This is a genomic window from Cupriavidus taiwanensis LMG 19424 (assembly GCF_000069785.1).
Classification (GTDB): Bacteria; Pseudomonadota; Gammaproteobacteria; order Burkholderiales; family Burkholderiaceae; genus Cupriavidus; species Cupriavidus taiwanensis.
On the sequence record NC_010528.1, the window covers coordinates 993,416 to 1,016,410 of the forward strand.

A 22,995-nucleotide genomic window follows, 5' to 3' on the forward strand; every position below is an offset into this window, starting at 1 on the left:
CCGTCTGTCTCTAGCGAATTGCGGAGCAACCATGCGACATGAATCAACGGCCCCAGTGGCCAACGGCGGTGCCAACGGGACCGGCGCGTCGTCCTCCGGCGCGCCTCAGGTGCAGCGCGCACCGGTGCCGGACCGGCAACACGGTTCCCACCACCATCGCCCGCCCGCGCGCAGCATGTTCGCGCCGGAGCTGGTGAAGCCCGCGCTGGCCGCGGCCTTCCGCAAGCTGTCGCCTCGCGACCAGCTGCGCAACCCTGTGATGTTCGTGGTCTACGCGGGCAGCATCCTGACGAGCCTGCTGTTCCTGAAGGCACTGGCCGCGCCGGCAGCAGGCGGCGAATCCGCAGCCTTCATCCTGGCGGTGTCGGCGTGGCTGTGGTTCACGGTGCTGTTCGCGAACTTTGCCGAGGCCCTTGCCGAGGGCCGCAGCAAGCAGCAGGCGGAATCGCTGCGCGGGCTGAAGACCACGGTGACCGCCCGTGTGCTGACGGAAGGGACCCGCGCCGGCGCAACCGAGGCGCGTCCGGCGACGGCGCTGCGCCGCGGCGATGTGGTGCTGGTCGAGGCTGGCGAGATGATCCCCGGCGACGGCGAAGTGATCGACGGCGTGGCTTCGGTCGACGAAAGCGCCATCACCGGCGAATCGGCGCCGGTGATCCGCGAGTCCGGCGGCGACTTCTCGTCCGTGACCGGCGGTACGCGCGTGCTGTCCGACTGGATCGTGGTGCGCATCACGACCAACCCGGGCGAAAGCTTTATCGACCGCATGATCACGATGGTCGAAGGCGCCAAGCGGCAGAAGACACCGAACGAGCTGGCCCTGACCATCCTGCTGGTCGGGCTGACCATCGTTCTGCTGCTGGCCACGGCCACGCTGCAGCCGTTCTCGCTCTACAGCGTGCTGGTGACCGGGGCGGGCGTGCCGGTGACGATCACCGTGCTGGTGGCGCTGCTGGTCTGCCTGATCCCGACCACGATCGGCGGGCTGCTTTCCGCGATCGGCGTGGCCGGCATGAGCCGGATGATGGAAGCGAACGTGATCGCCACCTCGGGCCGCGCCGTGGAAGCCGCCGGCGACGTGGATGTACTGCTGCTCGACAAGACCGGCACCATCACGCACGGCAACCGCCAGGCCTCGCGCTTCATCCCGGCGCCGGGCATTTCGCCGCTGCAGCTCGCGGAAGCCGCATGGCTGTCGTCGCTGGCCGACGAAACGCCGGAAGGGCGCAGCATCGTCACGCTGGCCCGCCAGCTGCCGGGCCTGACCCCGCCGTCGATGGCAAGCCTGAAGCCGGAATTCGTGCCGTTCAGCGCGCAGACGCGCATGAGCGGCGTGGACCTGCGCGACGGCGCCGGCGAGCGCCATGTGCGCAAGGGCGCCGCCGATGCCGTGCGTCGCTACGTCACGGAACGCGCCGGCAAGTTCCCCGATGCGGTGCTGCAGGCCGTGGATGAGGTTGCCCGTGCCGGCAGCACGCCGCTGGTGGTGGCCGACGCCAACGGCGATGCGGTGCGCGCGCTGGGCGTGATCGAACTGAAGGACATCGTCAAGACCGGCATCCGCGAGCGCTTCGGCGAGCTGCGCAGGATGGGCATCAAGACCGTGATGATCACCGGCGACAACCGGCTGACCGCGGCTTCGATCGCCGCGGAAGCCGGCGTCGACGACTTCCTCGCCGAAGCCACGCCGGAGGCCAAGCTCAAGCTGATCCGCCAGTACCAGGCCGAAGGGCGGCTCGTCGCGATGACCGGCGACGGCACCAACGACGCCCCCGCGCTCGCCCAGGCCGATGTGGCCGTGGCGATGAACAGCGGCACGCAGGCGGCCAAGGAAGCCGGCAACATGGTCGACCTGGACAGCAACCCGACCAAGCTGATCGAGATCGTCGAGATCGGCAAGCAGATGCTGATGACGCGCGGCTCGCTGACGACCTTCAGCGTGGCCAACGATATCGCCAAGTACTTCGCGATCATTCCCGCGGCCTTTGCCAGCACGTATCCGCAGCTGAACCTGCTCAATGTGATGGGGCTGGCCACGCCAGCATCGGCCATCATGTCCGCGGTGATCTTCAACGCGCTGATCATCGTCGTGCTGATCCCGCTGGCGCTCAGGGGCGTGGCCTACCGGCCGCTCGGCGCCGCGGTGCTGCTGCGCCGCAACCTGCTGATCTATGGGCTGGGCGGCATCCTGGTGCCGTTCGCGGGCATCAAGCTGATCGACATGATCCTGGCCCTGTCGGGCTGGGTCTGATTATCATCGCTACGATTCGGAGCATTCATGACTACGCAAATGCAGTCCCGGCAGCCGTCCCCGGCAGCCATGCAAGCTGGCCTGTTGCGGCCCATGCTGGTGGTGTTCGCCGGCCTGTCGCTGGTAACCGGCCTGCTGTATCCCGGCGTGATCACGGCGATCTCCCGGGCCGTGTTCCCGCACCAGGCCGGCGGATCGCTGATCGAGAAAGATGGCAGGGCGCTCGGCTCGGCACTGATCGGCCAGCCGTTCTCCGACCCGAAGTACTTCTGGGGCCGGCTGTCGGCCACGGCGCCGATGCCATACAACGCCGCGGCGTCGGTCGGGTCCAACCTGGGGCCCGGCAATCCGGCGCTGACCGACGCCGCACGCGCGCGCGTCGACGCGTTGCGTGCGGCGGATCCGGACAACCGCGCGTCCGTGCCCGTGGATCTGGTGACCGCTTCCGGCAGTGGGCTCGACCCCCACATCAGTCCAGCGGCCGCAGAATACCAGGTGGCGCGCGTCGCCCGCCTCAGGCGGCTGCCGGTCGGCCAGGTCAGGCAACTGGTTGCGGCGAATACGGAAACGCCACTGCTGGCGGTGCTGGGCGATCCGGGCGTCAATGTGCTGAAGCTGAACCTGGCCCTGGATGCGATCGCCGGCAAGTAGCCCTTGCCGCAGGGATCGACGCTGACGGCGGGCCGGCGTCGCGATGGCACGCGGATGAAGGAAAATGGGGTTTGCCAATGCAAGGATAGAAGTTGAGCCGTCCGATGTCTGATGCCGAATTGCGCGAGGCCCGCGCCCGCCCCGATCCCGACGCCCTTCTGCAGTGGGTGCAGCAGGAGGGCGCCCGTGCCTTGCGCGGCAAGCTCAGGGTCTACTTTGGCGCTTCCGCCGGCGTCGGCAAGACCTTTGCCATGCTTGCCGCGGCGCGCGCGGCGGCAGGGCAAGGCACGGATGTCGTCATCGGCATCGTCGAGACCCACGGCCGCGCGGAGACCGAAGCGCTGATCGCCGGGGTCGAGCGGCTGCCGATGAAGGCTGTGCCGTATCGCGAGCGGGTTCTCCAGGAGTTCGACCTGGACGCTGCGCTCGCCCGCAAACCGGCGCTGATCCTGGTCGACGAACTGGCCCATTCCAACGCACCGGGCAGCCGCCATCCCAAGCGGTGGCAGGATATCCAGGAACTGCAGGCTGCCGGTATTGACGTGTGGACCACGGTCAATGTGCAGCATCTGGACAGCCTGAATGAGGCGGTTGGCGGCATTACCGGCATCCGCGTCTGGGAAACCGTGCCGGATGTTGTCTTCGACAGTGCCGACGAAGTGGTGCTGGTTGACCTGCCCGCAGACGAGTTGCTGCGCCGGCTGAAGGAAGGCAAGGTCTATCTGCCCGAGCAGGCGCGTCATGCGGCGCGCAATTTCTTCCGGAAGGGCAATCTGATCGCTCTGCGCGAACTGGCGCTGCGCCGGACAGCCGACCGGGTAGACTCCGATGTCCAGGCATGGCGCCAATCGGAATCCGTGCAGGCCGTGTGGCGGACCCGCGAGGCCGTGCTGGCCTGCATCGGCAGCGGCGACGATGCCGAGCAGGTGGTGAAGAGTGCGCGCCGGCTTGCCGGGCAGCTCGATTGCCCCTGGCACGTGGTGACCATAGCCACCCCCCGGCTGACACCCCCATCCGATTTCGCAAGAGCCCGGCTGGAGACGGCGATGCGTCTCGCGGAGGAACTTGGCGCGCGTACCGAGACGCTGGCCGGCAACGACATGGTTCAGGCCATCGTCGGATATGTTCGCCGCCACAACCTGACCAAGGTCATCATCGGCCGCGCACCGGCGGACTGGCGCCGCGGCGGCGATTCGCTCGCCGAGCGGGCACGCTCCCTCCTGGGACTGGCCTTGACCCCGTTTATGAACGCGCCGGCGTGGCTGTTCGGTCGTCGCAGCTTTGCCGATGCGCTGGCGATCGGATGTCCGGACGTCGATATCATCCGCGTCGCCGCGGACACCACGCGGGTCGATCTGCGCCCGCGCCATGGCTCCGAAGCACCAGAGGCTCCAACGCCGGGCGAGGGCGCCCGGCGCAAGGATTATCTGTGGGCCATGGCATGGTGTGCCGGTGCCACGGTACTGTCGGCGCTGGCGTTGCCGTGGTTTGACATCGTCAATATCGCCATGCTGTTTCTGGCGGCGGTGGTCGGCGTGGCGCTGCGTCATGGGCGAGGACCGGCGGCGCTGGCTTCGGTATTGTCTGTGGCCGCCTTCGACTTCTTTTTCGTGCCGCCTCGACTGTCGTTCGCCGTCAGCGACGTGCAGTATCTGCTGACGTTTCTCGTGCTCCTGTCGGTGGGCCTGGTCATCGGGCAACTGACAGCGGGTTTGCGCGAACAGGCGCAGGTGGCCGTACAGCGCGAGAACGATGCACGCATCCTGTACGAACTCGCCCGGGAGCTGTCTGCCGCGCTGATGCCCGATCAGATCGTTGCCATCGGCAGCCGTTTCCTGCGCGCCGCCTTCGATGCCAATTCGGCCTTCTTCCTGGTTTCGCCGGAAGGCCGCTTGCTGCCACCGGTGACCGATGTCGCCCAGCACGACACGGCGGCGCGAACCGACTCGATCGACCGTGTGCTGGCGGAGTGGGTGTTCCATCACGGTCTGCCGGCCGGCACCGGCACGCATACCTTGCCAGGCAGCACCGTGTTGTATCTGCCGTTGAAGGCGCCGATGCAGACCCGTGGCGTGCTGGCAATCGAGCCGGCGGTGTCACACGCGCTGGCGCACCCTGCGCTTCGGCGTCAGGTCGATGTATTCTGCACGCTGATCGCGATCGCCATCGAACGATTGCACTACGTTGAAGTGGCGCAGCAGGCCCTGTTGTCGATGGAGTCAGAGCGTCTGCGCAGTTCATTGCTGGCCGCCGTCTCCCACGACCTGCGAACGCCGCTGACAAGCCTGATCGGCATGGCGGAAACCATGCAGCGCAGTGGCCCCGCACTGACGCCGCCACTGGCCGAGACGGTGGCCGCCATGCTGGAACAGGCCAGGCGGATGCGCACGATGGTGGTGAACCTGCTGGACATGGCGAAGCTGCAGAGCCGGGAGGTGCTGACGAACAAGGAGTGGCAGTCGGTGGAGGAACTCGTCGGCTCCAGCCTGGCTGCCATGCGCGAGGCGCTCGAGCATCATCGCGTGATTGTCGCCGACTTGTCGCAAGTTCCCCTGATCGAATGCGACGCGGTATTGGTCGAGCGCGTGCTGTGCAACTTGCTGGAGAATGCCTCCAAATATACGCCCGCCGGCACCGAGATCCGCATCTCGTCCGCGCCGGTGGAGGATGAGATCCGGATTGTGGTAGAGGATGATGGTCCCGGCGTGCCCAAAGGCAAGGAGCGACAGATCTTCGAGAAATTCACGCGCGGTGAGCGGGAGTCGGCGACGGCTGGCGTTGGCCTGGGCCTGGCCGTCTGCGAGGCAATCGTACAAGCGCATGGCGGACGCATCTGGGTGGAGGCGGCGCAGCGCCCAGACCGTCCGGACGGCCAGGCGGGCGCGCGCTTCGTCGTCGCGCTGCCGCGTGGAAATCCACCCGCGGTGGAGCTCGAGCCGACGGATGCCTAGGATAGCGACAGCCAAGCAAGGAGAAGGCGTTCATGCCATTTGATTTTGCCCCGACAGTCTTGTTGGTCGAGGATGAGCCGCATATCCGGCGCTTTGTTCGCTCGACCCTGGAGTCGGAGGGCTGCACGGTGCATGAGGCGGAATCGCTCAAGCGCGGACTGATCGAGGCCGGCACGCGGCGACCCGATCTCGTCATTCTCGACCTGGGGTTGCCGGACGGCGACGGGGTGCAATTGATCAGCGAGATGCGTACGTGGGCGGACGCACCGATCCTCGTCCTCTCGGCACGCAGTGGCGAGACCGACAAGATCGGCGCGTTGGACGCCGGTGCCGATGACTACCTGACCAAACCATTTGGCGTTGGCGAACTGGTTGCACGACTGCGCGTGCTGCTGCGCAGGCATGCCAGGACCCATGCCCGGGGGGCCAGTCAGATCATGTTTGGCGACGTGCACGTCGACCTGGCGAGTCGCGTCGTTACCCGGTCGGGTCATGCGGTACATCTGACGCCGATCGAGTATCGTCTTCTTGCAGTGCTGATCGCCCACCGCGGCAAGGTGATGACGCACCGGGAATTGCTGCGCGAAGTATGGGGGCCTTCCCACGCCGAAAGCAGCCAGTACCTGCGGGTCTATATGGGACATCTGCGGCACAAGCTCGAAGCTGACCCGGCGCGGCCCGCGCACTTGCTGACGGAAATCGGGCTGGGCTACCGCTTCGCCGGATAGCGCTGCATGCCCGGCGCATTGATCGGATTTGTACGCAGGCATTGCGCCTTTTGATACCGTTTTTACATGTCAGGCCATATCGTGGCGAGGCTCCCGCTAACGGAGATTTCCTCAACTCTCGTCACGACAACAATGACTGACCTGCGCCATTCCGCGGTTGCGCTGCTTGCTTGCTCCGCATCGTTCGTTCTTATCTTCGCTGCCATGCCCGCCATGGCGCAATCCCAACCCGACGCGCCATCCCGGCCGGACGCCGAGGCGTCTCCGCATACGTTCACGGCCAACGTATCCGTGGCGACCGATTATCGCTACCGCGGCCTGATGCAGACCAATCGCCGGCCGGCGATCCAGGGCGGATTCGACTACAGCCATTCGAGCGGTTTCTACCTTGGCAACTGGAATTCCAGCATTAGCTGGCTGGGCGACAGCAACCCCGGGGTGTCAGCCCCGATCGAGATGGATTTTTACGGCGGCTACAGGCACACGCTGGGTGGCGACTGGATCTACGATGTCGGCGTGCTGCAGTACTACTACCCGGGAGACTATCCGGCCAACTACACGCGCCCCTACACCACTGAGCTGTACGCGGCGCTGGGCTACGGTCCGGTGACGTTCAAGTACTCGTATGCTCCGACCAATCTTTTTGGTTTCCCTGACAGCAAGCACAGCTGGTACGCCGACCTGACCGCCAACGTGCCGCTCAATGTCTGGGGCCTCACGCTGAACGCCCATGTGGGCTACCAGAAGGTGCAGGTCGCCGATGCCTCGTATGTGGACTGGAAGATCGGCCTCACGAAAGACCTCGGCAAGAGACTGGCGCTGGCCGTGGCCTACATCGACGCCAATGCCGACAAGGCGGTGTACACCAATGCCAAGGGCCGCTACATGGGGCGCGGCACCGCCTGGGCTTCGTTGACGAAGACGTTCTGAGCACGCTTGCCGGCGCCGACCAGGATGGGGCAATCACCGCGGGAATTCCGTCCGGCCGGCTGCATGGTGCCTGCACGACCCCCGGAAACAACAAAGCCCAACCGGGCTGGCTGGGCTAAGTGCTTGATTCAATTGGTGCCGAAGAGAGGAATCGAACCCCCGACCTTCTCATTACGAATGAGCTGCTCTACCGACTGAGCTACTTCGGCAACATGTTCCGGTGAACTGGAACAGCCCGCAATAGTAGCAGCGTTTTCCGGCCTTGTGAAGCCCTTTTGTGTCGCCGAACGGGGCGCAGCGCGCCCCGTGCCAGGCCGGCCTTGCCCGGAAATCAGGCCTTGGCCTGCGCTTCCTGGTGGTAGCGGGTGACGCGCTCGACCTCGTTCTTCGAGCCCAGGATCACAGAGACGCGCTGGTGCAGCTTTTCCGGCTGCACGTCGAGGATGCGCTGCTCGCCGTTGGTGGCGGCGCCGCCGGCCTGCTCGACCAGCATCGCCATTGGGTTGGCTTCGTACATCAGGCGCAGCTTGCCGGGCTTTTCCGGCTCGCGCTTGTCCCACGGGTACATGAAGATGCCGCCGCGGGTCAGGATGCGGTGCACGTCGGCAACCATCGAAGCCACCCAGCGCATGTTGAAGTTCTTGCCGCGCGGGCCTTCGTCGCCGGCCAGGCACTCGTCGATGTACTTGCGCACCGGCGGGGCCCAGTGGCGCATGTTCGACATGTTGATGGCGAATTCCTTGGTGTCTTCCGGGATCGTGACGTTGGACTGGGTCAGCACGAAGCTGCCGGCTTCGCGGTCCAGCGTGAACATGTGCACGCCGTTGCCGACCGTCAGCACCAGCGTGGTCTGCGGGCCGTACACGGCGTAGCCGGCGGCGACCTGGTGCGTGCCGGGCTGCAGGAAGTCGGCCTCGGTCACGGTCTGGCCGGGCTTGGGCATGTGCAGCACCGAGAAGATGGTGCCGATCGAGACGTTGACGTCGATGTTCGACGAGCCGTCGAGCGGGTCGAACATCAGCAGGTATTCGCCCTTCGGGTAGCGGTTGGGAATCTCGTAGAACGATTCCATTTCTTCCGATGCCATCGCGGCCAGGTGGCCGCCCCATTCGTTGGCGTCGAGCAGCACTTCGTTGGCGATCACGTCCAGCTTCTGCTGGGTTTCGCCCTGGACATTGCCGGTGCCGGCCGAGCCCAGCACGCCGGCGAGGGCGCCCTTGCTGACGGCGTTGGAAATGGCCTTGCAGGCACGCGCGACCACTTCGATCAGCAGCCGCAGTTCGGGCTGGATCGTGTTGTGCTTGCGCTGCTCCTCGACCAGGTAGCGGGTCAGGCTGATGCGAGTCATGGTTGGTTCTCCTTGGATGGCCGCAATTCTACATGCCCGGCCGCGCCGGGGCCGGGCTTCGGGGGCGTCGGCCGGTCGCGCTCAGCCGGCCAGCGCCTTGCCGACGATCTCGCGTACGTCGCGCGACAGCGTGCTGCAGGCGGCGACGCGTTCCAGCTCGGCGCGCATGCGGTCGCGCAGCGCCAGTTCGTACTTCTGCCAGCGGTCCATCACCCGCGCCAGGCGCGCCGCCACTTGCGGGTTGATGGCGTCCAGCGCCAGCACCTGGTCGGCCCAGAAGCGGTAGCCCGAACCATCCTCGGCATGGAACTGCGCCGGGTTGCCGGAGCAGAAGCTGAAGATCAGGGAGCGCGCGCGGTTGGGGTTGCGCAGGTTGAAGGCGGGATGCTCCATCAGCGCGCGCACGGTGTCGATGGTGCGCTTGCCGGCGTGCGGGCCGCCCGGCTGCGGGCCGACGCTGCCGCGCTGCATGCCTTGCAGCGAGAACCACTTGTCGATCACCAGCGCGTCGCCTTCGAAGCGTTGGTAGAAGTCCGCCAGCGCATGCTCGCGGCCGGGGGCGAAGCTGTTGACCAGCGCCGACAGCGCGGCGAAGCGGTCGGTCATGTTGTCGGCATTCTGGTATTGCTGGTCGGCCAGCGCCTGCATCGCGGGGTCGCCGCTGTCGGCGAGGTAGCCGAGCGCGAGGTTGCGCAGCGCGCGCTTCGCCGCCGAGGCGGCATCGGGCGAATACGGACCTGGCGTGGCATTGGCTTCGTAGGCGGCGAGCCAGTCCGCCTGCAGCGCGCGCGCCAGTCCTTCGCGCATGAACTGGCGAGCGCGGTGGATGGCGGCGGGGTCGGCCACGCCCATGCGCTCGGCCAGGTAGGCTTCGGCGGGCAGCACCAGGGCTTGCTCGCGGAAGGCGGGGTTGAGCGTGTCGTCGGTCAGCACCGCGCGCATGGCGCGCACCAGCGCCGGGTCGAGCGTGAGCTCGCGCCCGGCCTGCACATCGGCCACCAACTGCAGCAGCGCGCGCGTGGCCAGGCGCTGGCCGGCTTCCCAGCGGTTGAAGGCGTCGCTGTCGTGCGACAGCTGGAAGGTCAGCTGCGCGTCGGTGTACTCGGCATCGACGATTACCGGCGCGGAGAAATTGCGCAGCAGCGACGGCAGCGGGGCCTCGGCACCGCGCGGCAGGTTGATAAAGCGGAAGCTCTGCTCGGCCTGCGTGAAGTCGAGCACGCGCGTGGTGCCGGCGGGCGCGCTTTCGCCCTCGAGCTGCAGCGGCAGGTCCTTGCCGTCGGCGCCCAGCAGGCCGATCGCGAACGGGATATGGAACGGCTGCTTTTCGGGCGTGCCGGCGCGGGTCTCGATGCCGACCTTGGGGCAGCGCTGCGACAGCGTCAGCGTCAGGCTGCCATCGTCGGCGTTCCACGCGGTGCGCGTGGTCACCACCGGCGTGCCGGCCTGGCTGTACCAGAGCCCGAACTGGGTCAGGTCGCGGCCGTTGGCATCGGCCATGGCGGCGCGGAAATCGTCGCAGGTCACGGCCTGCCCGTCATGGCGCTGGAAGTACAGGTCCATGCCCTTGCGGAAGCCGTCGCGGCCCAGCAGGGTCTGGTACATGCGCACGACCTCGGCGCCTTTCTCGTACACCGTGACGGTGTAGAAGTTGTTGATCTCTTCGTAGCTGTCGGGGCGCACCGGATGCGCCATCGGGCCGGCGTCCTCGGGGAACTGCACCTGGCGCAGCACGCGCACGTCCTCGATGCGCTTGACCGCGCGGCCCGACTCGGAGCCCATCATGTCGGCCGAGAACTCCTGGTCGCGGAACACCGTCAGGCCTTCCTTCAGCGACAGCTGGAACCAGTCGCGGCAGGTCACGCGGTTGCCGGTCCAGTTGTGGAAGTACTCATGGCCGACCACCGCCTCGATATTGGCGAAATCCGTGTCGGTCGCGGTTTCCGCATTGGCCAGCACATACTTGGTGTTGAAGATGTTCAGGCCCTTGTTCTCCATTGCGCCCATGTTGAAGTCGCCCACGGCGACGATCATGAAGCGGTCGAGGTCGAGCTCCAGGCCGAAGCGCTGCTCGTCCCAGCGGATCGAATGGATCAGCGAATCCATCGCGTGGCGGGTCTTGTCGAGGTCGCGCGGCTCGACCCACACCTGCAGCAGCTTGTCCTTGCCCGAAGCCGACTGGATCCGCTCCTCGATGCATTCGAGCTTGCCCGCGACCAGCGCGAACAGGTAGGACGGCTTGGGGAACGGGTCTTCCCACACGGCTTCGTGACGGCCATCGGGCAGTTCGCGCTGGCTGGCCAGGTTGCCGTTGGACAGCAGCACCGGATAGGCGGCGCGGTCCGCGCGCAGCGTGACGCGGTAGGTCGCCATCACGTCGGGGCGGTCCAGGAAGTAGGTGATGCGGCGGAAGCCCTCGGCCTCGCACTGGGTGAAGAAATTGCCGTTGGACACATAAAGGCCCGACAGCGAGGTATTGGCCGCGGGCTGGCACGCGGTGGTGATTTCCAGCGTGCCCTGCGCCGGCAGGCCGGGCAGCGTCAGCGTGCCGCCGTCCTGGGTGGCGTTGGCCACGGGCTTGCCGTCCAGGCTGACGCCGATCAGTTCGAGGTCTTCGCCGGCCAGCACCAGCGGCGCGTCGGGGGCGCCGGCTACGCGCGCAAAGCGCAGCGTGCTGGTGACCACGGTGCGCTGGGGATCGAGCTCGAGCACCAGCGCGGCGTGGTCGATGGCGAACGGGGGCGGGGTATAGTCCTTGCGATAGACGGTAACGGGCGTGTCGGTGCGCAGCATGGAGGAATCCTGTCTTCGGAAGACCGTTGGGAGAGGGAGCGGCCAGGCGCGTGCAAGCAAGGCATGGCGCTGAAGTCCTCATTGTAGCCAAGGGTCGGGGCGCGGTCTGACGGGCGCCGCACCAAGCGGCACCGGGGAATTCCGCGTCATCGGCGTGGTCTCAGAGACACGCAGGGTTTCACTGACAGAAGAGCGAGGTAGCACTATGTGGCAGCGCGCAGGCGGTGTCGGCAATGACGGGGCAGCGGGCCGGTGGCCGGGGTTGCGCACGATGTGGGGCGCGCTGGCGCTGCTGGGGGCACTGCTGCTGACCGGGTGCGCCAGCACCGTGACCACCGATGTCACGGCGTTCCGCCAGCCCGGCTGGCAGAACGACGCGCCGCGCACCTACAGTTTCGAGCGCAGCGCCGAGCAGGCGGCCCAGCTCGACCGGCAGACCTATGAACAGTGGCTGGCGGCGGCGCTGGCGGGCGTCGGCTTCGAGCAGGTGCCAGCGCGGCAGGCGCGCTATCTCGTCAGCATGGACTATGACTCGGCGCCTGGCCTGGTGCGGGTGGCCGAAACGGTCTACCCGGACCCGTGGTACGGCCCCTGGGGGCCTTACTGGGGACCTTACTGGGGCCCGGGCTACTACCGCCCGTGGGGGCCGTGGGGCCCGTGGGGTCCGGGCTACTGGCCGCCGCAGACGGTGGTGCGCGACGTGCCGGTGACGTTCTCCAGCCTGCGGGTGTATTTCAAGGACGTGGCCAGCGGCAAGCGCGTCTGGCAAGTCACCGCGCAGAACCAGGCCGAGAACGCCAGCCTGCCGGCGATGATGCCGTACCTGATCCGCAGCGCTTTCACTGATTTTCCCTCCGCCAGCGGCCGTCCGCGCCGCGTGACGCTGGAAGTGGAAAAAAACGCCAAATAGGCCGGGCGGCGATCGGCCGAGCCGGGCCGGTCCGGGGACCCGCAGCGCCATGCGTGCGGATGCATGCAGGAGCATGCTTCTGCACCGGCATTGCATACCCAATGGTAAAAGCTGTTTAACGGGAAGAATCCGCGCAAAATGCGGCCTTCCGGGTGGCCGCGGTGGTACTTTGCGCGGGCGCGTGGGCTAGAATACCTGCTCGATTTTTCCGGCCTGTCTGCCGGAGTCGTCAGTTTCGCTGCCAGACGTTGTCCTTCGCTGCCGGCTAGTCGCGCGGGCCGGGCCGAACCATGGCGGGAGAGGGGCGCTTCCGGTCCGGGCCATTTTCCGGACGAGCCAATGAGCAGCAAGAACAGCGGTGATGCACCGCAACATGCCCCGAACAGTCCTGAAGCGCAGCTGCGCCTCGCCGCGCTGGAATACCACCGCAGCCCCACCAAGGGCAAGATCCAGGTCACCGCGACCAAGGCGCTTTCCAACCAGCGCGACCTGTCGCTGGCTTACTCGCCGGGCGTAGCCTATGCCTGCGAGGAGATCGCCAAGGATCCCGCCACCGCCGCCGAGTACACCTCGCGCGCCAACCTGGTGGCCGTGGTCACCAACGGCACCGCCGTGCTGGGCCTGGGCGATATCGGCCCGCTGGCGGGCAAGCCGGTGATGGAGGGCAAGGGCTGCCTGTTCAAGAAGTTCGCTGGCATCGACGTGTTCGACATCGAGCTCGACGCGCGCGATCCGGACAAGATCGTCGAGATCGTCGCCGCGCTGGAACCGACGCTGGGCGGCGTGAACCTGGAAGACATCAAGGCGCCCGAGTGCTTCTACATCGAGCAGAAGCTGCGCGAGCGCATGAACATCCCCGTCTTCCATGACGACCAGCACGGCACCGCCATCATTTCGACGGCAGCGCTGCTGAACGGGCTGAAGATCGTCGGCAAGGACATTGCCAAGGTGAAGGTCGCCGTATCGGGCGCCGGCGCGGCGGCGATTGCGTGCCTCGACACGATGGTGAGCTTGGGCGTGACGCGCGAGAACATCTCGGTGGTGGACTCGAAGGGCGTGATCTACGTTGGCCGCGACGCCAACATGGAAGCCAACAAGGCCCGCTACGCGCAGGACACCTCGGCGCGCACGCTGGCTGACATCGTCAAGGGCGCGGACGTCTTCCTGGGTTGCTCCACCGCCGGCGTGCTGACCGCCGAGATGGTCAAGACCATGGCCGACCAGCCCATCATCCTGGCGCTGGCCAACCCCGAGCCCGAGATCCGCCCGGAAGTGGCCAAGGCCGCGCGTCCGGACTGCATCATCGCCACCGGCCGTTCGGACTACCCGAACCAGGTCAACAACGTGCTGTGCTTCCCGTACATCTTCCGCGGCGCGCTCGATTGCGGCGCCACCAAGATCACGGAAGCGATGAAGCTGGCCTGCGTGAAGGCCATCGCCGAGCTGGCCGAGGCCGAGCTGAACGACGCCGTGGCGGCGGCCTACGGCGGCCGCGAGCTGAAGTTCGGCCCCGACTACATCATCCCGACGCCGTTCGACCAGCGCCTGATCGAGAAGATCGCCCCTGCTGTGGCCAAGGCCGCCGAAGAGTCCGGCGTGGCCACGCGCCCGATCAAGGACCTGGAAGCGTACCGCCAGCAGCTGTCAACCTACGTCTACCACACCGGCCTGATCATGAAGCCGGTGTTCTCGGCCGCCAAGGCCGCGCCCAAGCGCGTGGCCTATGCCGAGGGCGAGGAAGAGCGCGTGCTGCGCGCGGTGCAGTCGGTGGTCGACGAAGGCCTGGCGCGTCCGATCCTGATCGGCCGTCCGCACGTGATCCAGATGCGCATCGACAAGGCCGGCCTGCGCCTGAAGCCGGGCGTGGACTTCGAGCTGATCAACCCCGAGGATGATCCGCGCTACCGCGCCTACCACGAGGCTTACCACGCGCTGCGCGGCCGCGACGGCGTGACCCCGGACATGGCCAAGGTGGCGCTGCGCCGCTCCAACACGCTGATCGGCACCATGCTGATGCACATGGGCGACGCCGACGCGCTGCTGTGCGGCACGGTGGGCCGCTTCGAGGCCCACCTCGAGCACGTGCGCGACGTGATCGGCCTGGCGCCGGGCGCGCATGTGTTCGCGGCGATGAACGCGCTGATGCTCGAGAAGTACACGCTGTTCATCACCGACACCTTCGTCAACGACGACCCCAGCGCGGAACAGCTGGCGGCCATCACGCAGCTGGCCGCGGAAGAGATCGCGCGCTTCGGCCTGCAGCCGAAGGTGGCGCTGATGTCGCACTCGATGTTCGGCTCGTCGACGCGCCCGTCGGCGCGCAAGATGCGCGAAGCCGCGCAGATCCTCGCGCGCGAGGCGCCGCATCTGGAGGTGGAAGGCGAGATGCAGGGCGACGCCGCCCTGGTCGAGGACGTGCGCCGCCACTTCCTGCCGTCGACCAAGCTGGCCGGCAGCGCCAACCTGCTGGTGATGCCGACGCTGGACGCCGCCAACATTGCCTTCAACCTGCTCAAGATCACGGGCGGTCAGGGCGTGACGGTGGGTCCGATCCTGCTGGGCGCCGCCAAGCCGGTGCACATCCTGAACCCCCAGGCCACCACGCGCCGGATCGTCAACATGACGGCCGTCGCCGTGGCCGAGTGCAACGCGCTGCGCTGATCCGCCGCGCAGCGTCCGCCATGCAAAAAGCCGGGTCGACGACCCGGCTTTTTGTTTGTTGCCCCGCCGCATCCGCGCGAAGAGGGGGCGGTTGACATGGTGGCTATTGCAGCACGTTGTACTGCTCGCGCATGACGACGATGATCGATTTTGCCGCTGCGAGCTGATGGCCCAGGTTGTCGACGGACTCCTGCGGGAAATCGACTTCGGCGCTCCAGTTGCAACCGGTATGGTCAGGCTGGTGCATTCGCACCGCGTGCAGCTCGCATTCGCCGCACTCGGGGTTGTTGTCGAGGCACTGGTTCAGGATGGCCATCAGTTCCGAACGGGTCTTCGCGTATCGCCGCATGTGTCACCTCGCTGTCATGGTTTTTGAGGCCTGGAACACCAATCTAGGAAGCGCGCCGGGGCCATTCCAATTGAATCCGCCTATGGAGCGGCAGTTTCCCATCTGGCAAACGGCGACAACGGCGTGCCGCGGTGCAGCATGGCGCAGCCGGGGTGGGTGGCGCGCGCGTCGCCCCGCGTGCCGTAAAAAAAGCCCGCCGAAAGGCGGGCTCCGGTGCTGCCGGTGACGCGCTCAGCGCATCAGAACTTGTGGCGCACGCCCACGCCGAAGGTATCGCCGTGCTCGATGCCGGTGATCTTGTCGTAGTAGTAGGCGGCGTACACGTCAGTGCGCTTGGACAGGTTGTAGTCGTAGGCGACGGCAAAGGTATTGCGCTTGAAGTCGCCCAGCGAGTTGTCGACCTTGCCGTAGGCATACGAAGCCAGCAGGTTGCCGGCGCCGATGGGCACCGACGCGCCGAACTGGCCGTCGATATGCTTGATGTCGCCGGACGGGGCGGTGGTGGCGCGGGTCTTGATGTACTGGCCCTGCGCGAACAGCTTGACCACCTTGAAGTCATAGGACAGGCCGATCTGCGCGGCGTCCTGGCGCGACAGGCCGATGTCGGACATGTCGGTCGGCACGTTGTTGAAGCGGACCTGCTGGTAAGCCACGGTCGCGGCGAACGGGCCGTTGAAGTACAGGACGTTGCCGCCGAACTTCTGCTTGCCCGCGGCGCCCGGCTGCTCGCCGAAGCCGTAGATGAAGTTGGCGGTCAGGCCGCCGAAGTTCGGCGTGCTGTACACCAGGGAGTTGTTCCAGCCCGAGTCGCCGATGATGCCGGGATCGGCGACGGCGCCGCTGACCGCGCCGAAGTAGGTGTGGAAGATCGTCGGCGAGAACACGTACGAGTCGACCAGCGGGTTGAACAGGATGGTCGAAATGAAGTACGGCGTGGTGTTGCGGCCCAGCTTGATGGTGCCGGCCTTGTCGTTCTGCAGGCCGACATAGGCATTGCGGCTGAACATCGAGTCGCCGTTGAAGCGGCCGCTGTTGCCGCTGTCGGTACGGAAAAAGCCGTTCAGGTCGAAGATGGCCTTGGTGCCGCCACCCAGGTCTTCGGTACCCTTGATGCCCCAGTAAGACGTCTGCATGCCCCCCGAATTGGCCACCCATGCGCGCTCGCCCGAGCCCGGGCTCTTCACGCCGCCGACGAACATGTCAGCCTGGCCGTACAGCGTGACGCTGGACTGGGCCATGGCCGCGCCGGAAAAAAGGGTAGCCGCTACTGCCGCCAGCTTGAGCGCCGGCTTGTACTGCTTCTGCATTGTTAGACCTCCGTGGTTTTGATCCTGCTTGGAACGTTGTGTACTGGGTCCCTGACGGGTTCTTGTAATGTCTTTGTGCTCTTGTTCGTGCCGCCTGGCCTGGGCTCGGTGTGGTGTTGCATGGGGGGCCGGCGGCATCGGGGTACAGCGTTTTTTGTTATACAGGTGACGCTTTTTTTCTCAGGCGGATACTAAGTCGTCAAGACGGAACTGTGCAATGCGATGGATCTGGTTGATGCAAGTTTGCAACTCTTGCTGCGGCGTGTTTTCAATGCGGCGCGCGAACTCGGCGATGATGCCGTGACGGTCGTAGCCGCGCACCGCCAGGATGAACGGGAAGCCGAACTTCTGGTTGTACGCCGCGTTGAGCGACTGCAGGCGGTCGAATTCCTCGGGCGTGCACTGGTTCAGGCCGGCACCGCTTTGCTCGCGCGTCGACTCGGCAGTCAGCTCGCCGCGCACGGCGGCCTTGCCGGCCAGCTCCGGGTGGGCGCGCACCAGCTTGAGCTGCGCCGCCTCGCCGGCCTGGTCGACGGCCTGGCGCAGTGCCTGCGCCAGCGCGGCGCCATCGGCAAAGGGCCGTTGCGCGGCGGCGGCCTCGGCAAACCACGGCGAATGTTCGTAGATGCCGCCCAGCACCTGCACGAATTCGGCGACCGGCATGGTGTTGAGTTGGGCGATGGTGTAGGTCTGGCTCATGCTTGATTCCGGGGAGTGTAGGGATGGGTGGCGGCCCAGTGCCGGGCGATATCGACACGGCGGCAGATCCACACCTTGTCGTGTCCCTGCACGTAGTCGAGGAAGCGCTGCAGCGCGCGGAAGCGGCCCGGGCGCCCGAGCAGGCGGCAGTGCATGCCGATCGACAGCATCTTGGGGCTGTCCTGGCCGCTCGGGTCGCCTTCTTCATACAGCACGTCGAACGCATCCTTCAGGTACTGGAAGAACTGCTCGCCGGTGTTGAAGCCCTGCGGCGTGGCGAAGCGCATGTCGTTCGAGTCCAGCGTGTACGGCACCACCAGGTGCGGCTTTTTCTCGCCACCGGTGACTTCCACTTCGGTCCAGAAGGGCAGGTCGTCGCCGTAGTAGTCGGAGTCGTACAGGAAGCCGCCATGCTCGACCACCAGGCGGCGCGTGTTGGGGCTGTCGCGGCCGGTGTACCAGCCCAGCGGCAGCTCGCCGGTCAGGTCCTTGATGATCTGCATGCCGATGCGCATGTGCTCGCGCTCGGTGGCTTCGTCGATGTTCTGGTAGTGAATCCAGCGCCAGCCGTGGCAGGCGATCTCGTGGCCCAGCTCGACGAAGGCGCGCGTCAGTTCCGGATGGCGCTGCAGCGCCATCGACACGCCGAAGATGGTCAGCGGCAGGCCGCGCTTCTCGAACTCGCGCAGGATGCGCCAGACGCCGGCGCGCGAGCCGTACTCGTAGATGCCCTCCATGCTCATGTGGCGGTCGGGGTAGGCCGCGGCGCCGACGATCTCGGAGAGGAACTGCTCGGAGGCGGCATCGCCGTGCAGCACGCAGTTTTCGCCGCCTTCTTCGTAGTTGAGCACGAACTGCAGCGCGACGCGCGCGCCGCCGGGCCAGCGGGCGTGCGGCGGGCGGGCGCCGTAACCGATGAGATCGCGTGGATAGTTATCGTTTGTCATGTGTCGTTGCTTGCTTCAGGAAACCACCCGGCACCGCCGTCCCGCCGCAGGCGCCGACCGTCATGCAATGAACATGCCAGTCGTGCCGGCGGCGGCACCGGTCTGCATCCAGGGCCGGATCCTTCCGGGCCGGCCCTGCGTTGCCGGTACTTCGATTACTCGGTGCCGTGCGAGTTGGCCGCGGCGTTGCGCATGGCCTCTTCGCGCGACTGGATGCCGTTGTAGAACAGGTTCAGCGTCACCGCGACGATGGTGCCGAGCACGATGCCGCTGTGCGTGAACGGGTCGGTCCACTTGGGCAGGTACTGGAAGAACGTCGGCGCCAGCGTCGGGATCATGCCGAAGCCGATCGAGATGGCAACGATGAACAGGTTGTGGCGGTTGCGGTTGAAATCGCACGAGCCCAGGATGCGGATGCCGGTCGCGGCCACCATGCCGAACATCACGATGCCGGCGCCGCCCAGCACGAACTGCGGCACCGAGGCCACCACGTGCGCCATCTTGGGAAACAGGCCGAAGGCGATCAGGATGATGCCGCCGGCCGCCGCCACATAGCGCGAACGCACGCCGGTCACCGTGACCAGGCCCACGTTCTGCGAGAACGAGGTGTAAGGGAAGGTGTTGAAGATGCCGCCGATCACGGTGCCCAGGCCGTCGGCACGCAGGCCGCGGGTCAGGTCCTCGTTGCTCAGCTTCTTGCCGGTGATGTCCGACAGCGCCAGGAACATGCCGGTCGACTCCACCAGCGTGATCAGCATGACGATGCACATCGACAGGATCGCGGTCAGCTGGAAGGTCGGCATGCCGAAATGCAGCGGCGTGATGACGGCGACGAAGCTGGCCTCATCGAGGCCGTCGAACGACACCTTGCCCAGGCCCATCGCCACCAGCGTGCCGATGATGATGCCGAGCAGCACCGCGCAGTTGGCGACCAGGCCGCGGCCATATTTGGTCAGCAGCAGGATGATGACCAGCGTCAGGCCGGCGATGCCGAGGTTGGCCAGGTCGCCATAGGCCAGGTTAGGCACTTCCTTGACGACGCCGTCGATGACGGCGCGCGTGGTGGGCTGGCCACCGGCCGACCAGTTGATGGCCACGCGCATCAGCGACACGCCGATCAGCGTGATCACGGTGCCGGTCACCACCGGCGGGAACAGTCCCAGCATGCGCCCCATCATCGGCGAGATCAGGATGCCGAAGATCCCTGACGCGATCACCGCGCCGTAGATGCCAAGCAGGCCGACGTTGGGGTCGGTGCCGATGGCGATCATCGGCGCCACCGAGGCGAAGGTCACGCCCATCATCACCGGCAGGCGGATGCCGAACTTCCAGAAGCCGATCGCCTGGATCAGGGTGGCGAGGCCGGCGGCGAACAGGTCGGCGTTGATCAGGAACGCCAGCTGGTCCTTGGGCAGCTTGAGCGCGCCACCCACGATCAGTGGCACGGCAACCGTGCCGGCGTACATCACCAGAACGTGCTGCAACCCGAGCGCGAGCAGGCGCCCGGAAGGCAAACGCTCGTTGGTGAGGTCCGTCGGGACCGTGGTGCTTGCGGAATTCATTGGTGCGTCTCCTCTCCTTTGGTTTGATGGGAACGCCACGTCCGTGCCGGCAGTTTGGTCGGTGTTGTTATGGGCCCGCCGTCGCCGCGCTCTCGTTTGCACTGCCTGGGCGCGGTACTGACGACGGGCCTGCTGCCTTCTTCTTGCGGGGGCGTGACGGGAACACCGTGCTAGGTGGAGCGGCCCAGCACGCTGCGAAGATCGAAGCTGCCCGGTTCGTCCGGCTGCACGCGGTCGGCGCAGGCGCCAAGGTGGTGCGCCATGCGCGACTGGGCCAGTGCGGCATTGCCCTGTTCCAGGGCGTCGAGGATGTCTTCGTGCTCGTCGAACGAGCAGGCGTTGTTGCCCGGCGCTTCCACGCTGGCAATCATCAGCGTGGTGCGCGACACCAGTCGGCGCATCATGTTGACCAGCAGCGCATTGCCCGACAGTTCCGCCAGCGCGGTGTGGAATTCGGCCGACAGGCGGATCCACTTGGGACGGTCGTGCGTCAGGAAGGCCTGCCGCTCGTCGGCCACCATCTGGCGCAGCGGCGCGATCACGGCCTTGACGTCAGGCATGGCGGCCAGCTTTTCCAGCACCGCGCGCTCCAGCATCTGGCGCAGCTCGAACATGTCGTGCGCTTCGTCGGTGGATGGGCTGGCGATAAAGGCGCCGCGGTTGGGCTCGAGGTCGACCATGCCGTCGGCAGCCAGGTGCGACAGCACCTTGCGCACGGTGTGGCGCGCGGTGGCATAGATCTCGCAAAGCGAATGCTCGGTGAGCTTGGTGCGCGGCGGCAGCCGGTGCTCCATGATCGCGTCGTAGATCTCGTGGTACATGCGCTCCTCGACCGAGCCCTTGCGCGCGGGCTTGGCGGGCTTGCCCGGGATCTCGGTCAGGTCAGCGTCGGCCTTGGATTCGGCGTTGGCGGCAATCAGCTTCAGGCTCTTGGACATCGTGGCACCGGCAGGTCAGGCAGGGCACCGTAAATCCTGCTTATCAGGGTACGGTGATCCAAAAATTGTTGACAATTATTTGGTTACGGCCTCAATATTGTCAACAAAACCAACTCAGGTTTTCGACAACTCAGGGAAATCCCTGAATTGCCAACGGGGAAGTGCAGGCGCATTGTCGCCACGCACCAACCCAGCGCCGGGATGCGTTACCAGACGTACCGAGCGGGCACCATCCCACACATGGTGCTAGTGAAGGCAGCGGCGCCCCTCACAACCCAATCGCAAAAGGACAAATACGATGGGACGCTTGACCACCCATGTTCTCGACACCGCTGCGGGCACGCCCGGGCAGGGCATGTCGATTACTCTCCATAAAATTGTCGACAATCGTCGCGAAACCCTGAAGACCGTGGTCACCAACCACGACGGCCGCTGCGACCAGCCCCTGCTGGAAGGCGCCGACCTCGCCGCGGGCGTGTACGAACTGGAATTCGCCGCCGGCGACTACTTCCGCGCCCAGGGCGTGAAGCTGCCCGAGCCGGCCTTCCTGGACGTGGTGCCGCTGCGCTTCGGCATTGCCGACGTCAACGCGCACTACCACGTGCCGCTCCTGGTTTCGCCCTGGTCGTACTCGACCTACCGCGGCAGCTGACGCGGTGGCATAGGGAAACAGGAGACAAGACATGGAAGGCTATATCCTCGACTGGGCCAATATGCTGCTGCGGTGGGTGCATGTGATCACCGCCATCGCATGGATCGGCTCTTCGTTCTATTTCGTGTGGCTGGACAACAGCCTGACCAAGCCCACCGCGCCGGACCTGAAGGAGAAGGGTGTCGACGGCGAACTGTGGGCGGTGCACGGCGGCGGCTTCTACAACCCGCAGAAGTACCTGACCGCGCCCAGGCAGCTGCCGGAGAACCTGCACTGGTTCTACTGGGAGTCGTATTCCACCTGGATGAGCGGCTTCGCGCTGCTGGTGGTGCTGTACCTGTTCAACGCCAGCACGTTCCTGATCGACAAGAATGTGTTCGACATGTCGCCTGGCGCGGCGGTCGGATTCGCGGTGTCGTACCTGCTGATCGGCTGGATCGTCTATGACAGCATCTGCCGCCTGTTCAACAAGAATGACCGCCTGGTCGGCATCCTGGTGGCGATCTACATCGCGGCCGCCGCCTACGTCGCCTGCCACATCTTCTCGGGCCGCGCGGCGTTCCTGCTGACCGGCGCGATGATCGCGACGATCATGAGCGCGAACGTGCTGGCGTGGATCATTCCGGGCCAGCGCAAGGTGGTGGCGGCACTGAAGGCCGGCCAGCCGGTGGACCCGATCCACGGCAAGCGCGGCAAGCAGCGCAGCGTGCACAACACCTACTTCACGCTGCCGGTGCTGTTCGCGATGCTGTCGAACCACTACAGCATGACCTACGCCCACAAGTACAACTGGGTGGTGCTGATCCTGATCATGCTGTCGGGCGTGCTGATCCGCCAGTTCTTCATCCTGAAGCACAAGGGCAAGATCAACGTGCTGTGGCCTGCCGCCGGCGTCGCCGCGCTGGGCGTTGTCGCCGTGATGATCGCGCCGCAGCCGCGTCCGGCCGTGGCCAAGGCCGATGGCGAGGCCGCCGCGACGGTCAGCTTCGCCAAGGTGCAGGAAGTGATGAACGCGCGCTGCGTGCAGTGCCACGCCGAGCAGCCAAAGATGATGCCGACCGCGGCCAAGGGCATCAAGCTCGAGACGCCCGAGGACATCAAGGCCCACGCCCAGCTGATCTACCAGCAGGCGGTGCAGCAGAAGGCGATGCCGCTGGGCAACGTGACGCAGATTACCGACGACGAACGCGCGCTGCTGGGGCAGTGGTTCGAAGGCGGTGCCAAGACCACCAACTGAGGGTGGCCTGAGCTGAAAGCATCAGGGCCGGCTCTTCCCGAGCCGGCCCGCGACATCCGAGCATCGGTGATCGACGGTCCG

General features: G+C 66.2%; 17 protein-coding genes and 1 tRNA gene. 9 read left to right on the top strand and 9 right to left on the bottom strand.

The features are described from left to right. Window positions 1–175 precede the first annotated feature (175 nt). The 5 genes from kdpB to RALTA_RS04650 all read left to right on the top strand — a co-directional run bounded on the left by kdpB (window position 176) and on the right by RALTA_RS04650 (window position 7,511). Complete coding sequence (gene kdpB, locus RALTA_RS04630) at window positions 176–2,251, top strand: potassium-transporting ATPase subunit KdpB (RefSeq protein ID WP_157877148.1); 2,076 nt, start codon at window positions 176–178, stop codon at window positions 2,249–2,251. A gap of 27 nt (window positions 2,252–2,278) precedes the next feature. Continuing rightward, window positions 2,279–2,902, top strand: coding sequence for a potassium-transporting ATPase subunit KdpC (gene kdpC, locus RALTA_RS04635; protein ID WP_012352277.1), 624 nt, complete (start codon window positions 2,279–2,281; stop codon window positions 2,900–2,902). 104 nt (window positions 2,903–3,006) lie between these two features. Continuing rightward, on the top strand, window positions 3,007–5,853 hold the full coding sequence (locus RALTA_RS04640) for a sensor histidine kinase (RefSeq protein ID WP_041232089.1): 2,847 nt from the start codon (window positions 3,007–3,009) through the stop codon (window positions 5,851–5,853). 32 nt (window positions 5,854–5,885) lie between these two features. Continuing rightward, window positions 5,886–6,581 (top strand): two-component system response regulator KdpE, encoded by a 696-nt coding sequence (kdpE, locus tag RALTA_RS04645; protein WP_012352279.1) that lies wholly within the window; start codon window positions 5,886–5,888, stop codon window positions 6,579–6,581. A 132-nt stretch (window positions 6,582–6,713) separates the two neighbouring features. Then, a complete protein-coding gene (locus RALTA_RS04650) occupies window positions 6,714–7,511 on the top strand; it encodes a TorF family putative porin (protein WP_012352280.1) in 798 nt (265 codons plus the stop codon). Window positions 7,512–7,644: 133 nt separating this feature from the next. Here RALTA_RS04650 and RALTA_RS04655 read toward each other — a convergent pair. The 3 genes from RALTA_RS04655 to pepN all read right to left on the bottom strand — a co-directional run bounded on the left by RALTA_RS04655 (window position 7,645) and on the right by pepN (window position 11,652). Next, window positions 7,645–7,720: transfer RNA gene (locus RALTA_RS04655), tRNA-Thr, on the bottom strand. A gap of 122 nt (window positions 7,721–7,842) precedes the next feature. Next, window positions 7,843–8,859 carry a class 1 fructose-bisphosphatase gene (locus RALTA_RS04660; RefSeq protein ID WP_012352281.1) on the bottom strand — a complete coding sequence of 339 codons (1,017 nt, stop codon included), beginning with the start codon at window positions 8,857–8,859 and terminating at the stop codon, window positions 7,843–7,845. Window positions 8,860–8,940: 81 nt separating this feature from the next. Beyond that, window positions 8,941–11,652, bottom strand: coding sequence for an aminopeptidase N (gene pepN, locus RALTA_RS04665; RefSeq protein WP_041232090.1), 2,712 nt, complete (start codon window positions 11,650–11,652; stop codon window positions 8,941–8,943). Window positions 11,653–11,923: 271 nt separating this feature from the next. Here pepN and RALTA_RS04670 point away from each other — a divergent pair, with 271 nt between their 5' ends. Both RALTA_RS04670 and RALTA_RS04675 read left to right on the top strand, forming a co-directional pair. Then, window positions 11,924–12,562 carry a DUF4136 domain-containing protein gene (locus RALTA_RS04670; protein WP_041232091.1) on the top strand — a complete coding sequence of 213 codons (639 nt, stop codon included), beginning with the start codon at window positions 11,924–11,926 and terminating at the stop codon, window positions 12,560–12,562. A 339-nt stretch (window positions 12,563–12,901) separates the two neighbouring features. Beyond that, window positions 12,902–15,223 (top strand): NADP-dependent malic enzyme, encoded by a 2,322-nt coding sequence (locus RALTA_RS04675; RefSeq protein ID WP_012352284.1) that lies wholly within the window; start codon window positions 12,902–12,904, stop codon window positions 15,221–15,223. A gap of 103 nt (window positions 15,224–15,326) precedes the next feature. On the opposite strand, the gene RALTA_RS04680 is transcribed toward RALTA_RS04675, so the two are convergent. The 6 genes from RALTA_RS04680 to RALTA_RS04705 all read right to left on the bottom strand — a co-directional run bounded on the left by RALTA_RS04680 (window position 15,327) and on the right by RALTA_RS04705 (window position 21,025). Further along, window positions 15,327–15,572: a hypothetical protein gene (locus RALTA_RS04680; protein ID WP_012352285.1), complete on the bottom strand. Its 246-nt coding sequence runs from the start codon at window positions 15,570–15,572 to the stop codon at window positions 15,327–15,329. Between the two features lie 239 nt (window positions 15,573–15,811). Further along, window positions 15,812–16,879 (bottom strand): porin, encoded by a 1,068-nt coding sequence (locus RALTA_RS04685; RefSeq protein ID WP_012352286.1) that lies wholly within the window; start codon window positions 16,877–16,879, stop codon window positions 15,812–15,814. A gap of 180 nt (window positions 16,880–17,059) precedes the next feature. Beyond that, window positions 17,060–17,578: a 2-oxo-4-hydroxy-4-carboxy-5-ureidoimidazoline decarboxylase gene (uraD, locus tag RALTA_RS04690; RefSeq protein WP_012352287.1), complete on the bottom strand. Its 519-nt coding sequence runs from the start codon at window positions 17,576–17,578 to the stop codon at window positions 17,060–17,062. Next, entirely contained in the window at window positions 17,575–18,525 is a 951-nt protein-coding gene (gene puuE, locus RALTA_RS04695; RefSeq protein ID WP_012352288.1) for an allantoinase PuuE, read from the bottom strand. Before puuE ends, uraD begins: the two co-directional genes overlap by 4 nt. A gap of 155 nt (window positions 18,526–18,680) precedes the next feature. Then, the gene (locus tag RALTA_RS04700; RefSeq protein WP_025582479.1) at window positions 18,681–20,087 is read right to left on the bottom strand and encodes a nucleobase:cation symporter-2 family protein; all 1,407 of its coding nucleotides are present in this window, start codon (window positions 20,085–20,087) and stop codon (window positions 18,681–18,683) included. Window positions 20,088–20,257: 170 nt separating this feature from the next. After that, complete coding sequence (locus RALTA_RS04705) at window positions 20,258–21,025, bottom strand: GntR family transcriptional regulator (protein ID WP_012352290.1); 768 nt, start codon at window positions 21,023–21,025, stop codon at window positions 20,258–20,260. A 298-nt stretch (window positions 21,026–21,323) separates the two neighbouring features. On the opposite strand from RALTA_RS04705, the gene uraH reads away from it, so the two are divergent. After that, on the top strand, window positions 21,324–21,677 hold the full coding sequence (gene uraH / locus RALTA_RS04710) for a hydroxyisourate hydrolase (RefSeq protein WP_012352291.1): 354 nt from the start codon (window positions 21,324–21,326) through the stop codon (window positions 21,675–21,677). A 31-nt stretch (window positions 21,678–21,708) separates the two neighbouring features. Then, window positions 21,709–22,914, top strand: a complete 1,206-nt coding sequence (locus RALTA_RS04715) for a urate hydroxylase PuuD (protein WP_012352292.1) — start codon at window positions 21,709–21,711, stop codon at window positions 22,912–22,914. The last annotated feature ends 81 nt before the right edge of the window (window positions 22,915–22,995 follow it).

Excerpts from the sequence above, each read along its gene's own strand:
- RALTA_RS04700 (WP_025582479.1), bottom strand. The coding sequence starts at position 20,087 with ATGAATTCCGCAAGCACCACGGTCCCGACGGACCTCACCAACGAGCGT.
- kdpE (WP_012352279.1), top strand. The coding sequence starts at position 5,886 with ATGCCATTTGATTTTGCCCCGACAGTCTTGTTGGTCGAGGATGAGCCG.
- pepN (WP_041232090.1), bottom strand. The coding sequence starts at position 11,652 with ATGCTGCGCACCGACACGCCCGTTACCGTCTATCGCAAGGACTATACC.
- RALTA_RS04705 (WP_012352290.1), bottom strand. The coding sequence starts at position 21,025 with ATGTCCAAGAGCCTGAAGCTGATTGCCGCCAACGCCGAATCCAAGGCC.
- RALTA_RS04670 (WP_041232091.1), top strand. The coding sequence starts at position 11,924 with ATGTGGGGCGCGCTGGCGCTGCTGGGGGCACTGCTGCTGACCGGGTGC.
- puuE (WP_012352288.1), bottom strand. The coding sequence starts at position 18,525 with ATGACAAACGATAACTATCCACGCGATCTCATCGGTTACGGCGCCCGC.
- RALTA_RS04675 (WP_012352284.1), top strand. The coding sequence starts at position 12,902 with ATGAGCAGCAAGAACAGCGGTGATGCACCGCAACATGCCCCGAACAGT.
- kdpC (WP_012352277.1), top strand. The coding sequence starts at position 2,279 with ATGACTACGCAAATGCAGTCCCGGCAGCCGTCCCCGGCAGCCATGCAA.
- RALTA_RS04685 (WP_012352286.1), bottom strand. The coding sequence starts at position 16,879 with ATGCAGAAGCAGTACAAGCCGGCGCTCAAGCTGGCGGCAGTAGCGGCT.
- uraH (WP_012352291.1), top strand. The coding sequence starts at position 21,324 with ATGGGACGCTTGACCACCCATGTTCTCGACACCGCTGCGGGCACGCCC.
- RALTA_RS04650 (WP_012352280.1), top strand. The coding sequence starts at position 6,714 with ATGACTGACCTGCGCCATTCCGCGGTTGCGCTGCTTGCTTGCTCCGCA.
- RALTA_RS04660 (WP_012352281.1), bottom strand. The coding sequence starts at position 8,859 with ATGACTCGCATCAGCCTGACCCGCTACCTGGTCGAGGAGCAGCGCAAG.
- RALTA_RS04680 (WP_012352285.1), bottom strand. The coding sequence starts at position 15,572 with ATGCGGCGATACGCGAAGACCCGTTCGGAACTGATGGCCATCCTGAAC.
- kdpB (WP_157877148.1), top strand. The coding sequence starts at position 176 with ATGTTCGCGCCGGAGCTGGTGAAGCCCGCGCTGGCCGCGGCCTTCCGC.
- uraD (WP_012352287.1), bottom strand. The coding sequence starts at position 17,578 with ATGAGCCAGACCTACACCATCGCCCAACTCAACACCATGCCGGTCGCC.
- RALTA_RS04715 (WP_012352292.1), top strand. The coding sequence starts at position 21,709 with ATGGAAGGCTATATCCTCGACTGGGCCAATATGCTGCTGCGGTGGGTG.
- RALTA_RS04640 (WP_041232089.1), top strand. The coding sequence starts at position 3,007 with ATGTCTGATGCCGAATTGCGCGAGGCCCGCGCCCGCCCCGATCCCGAC.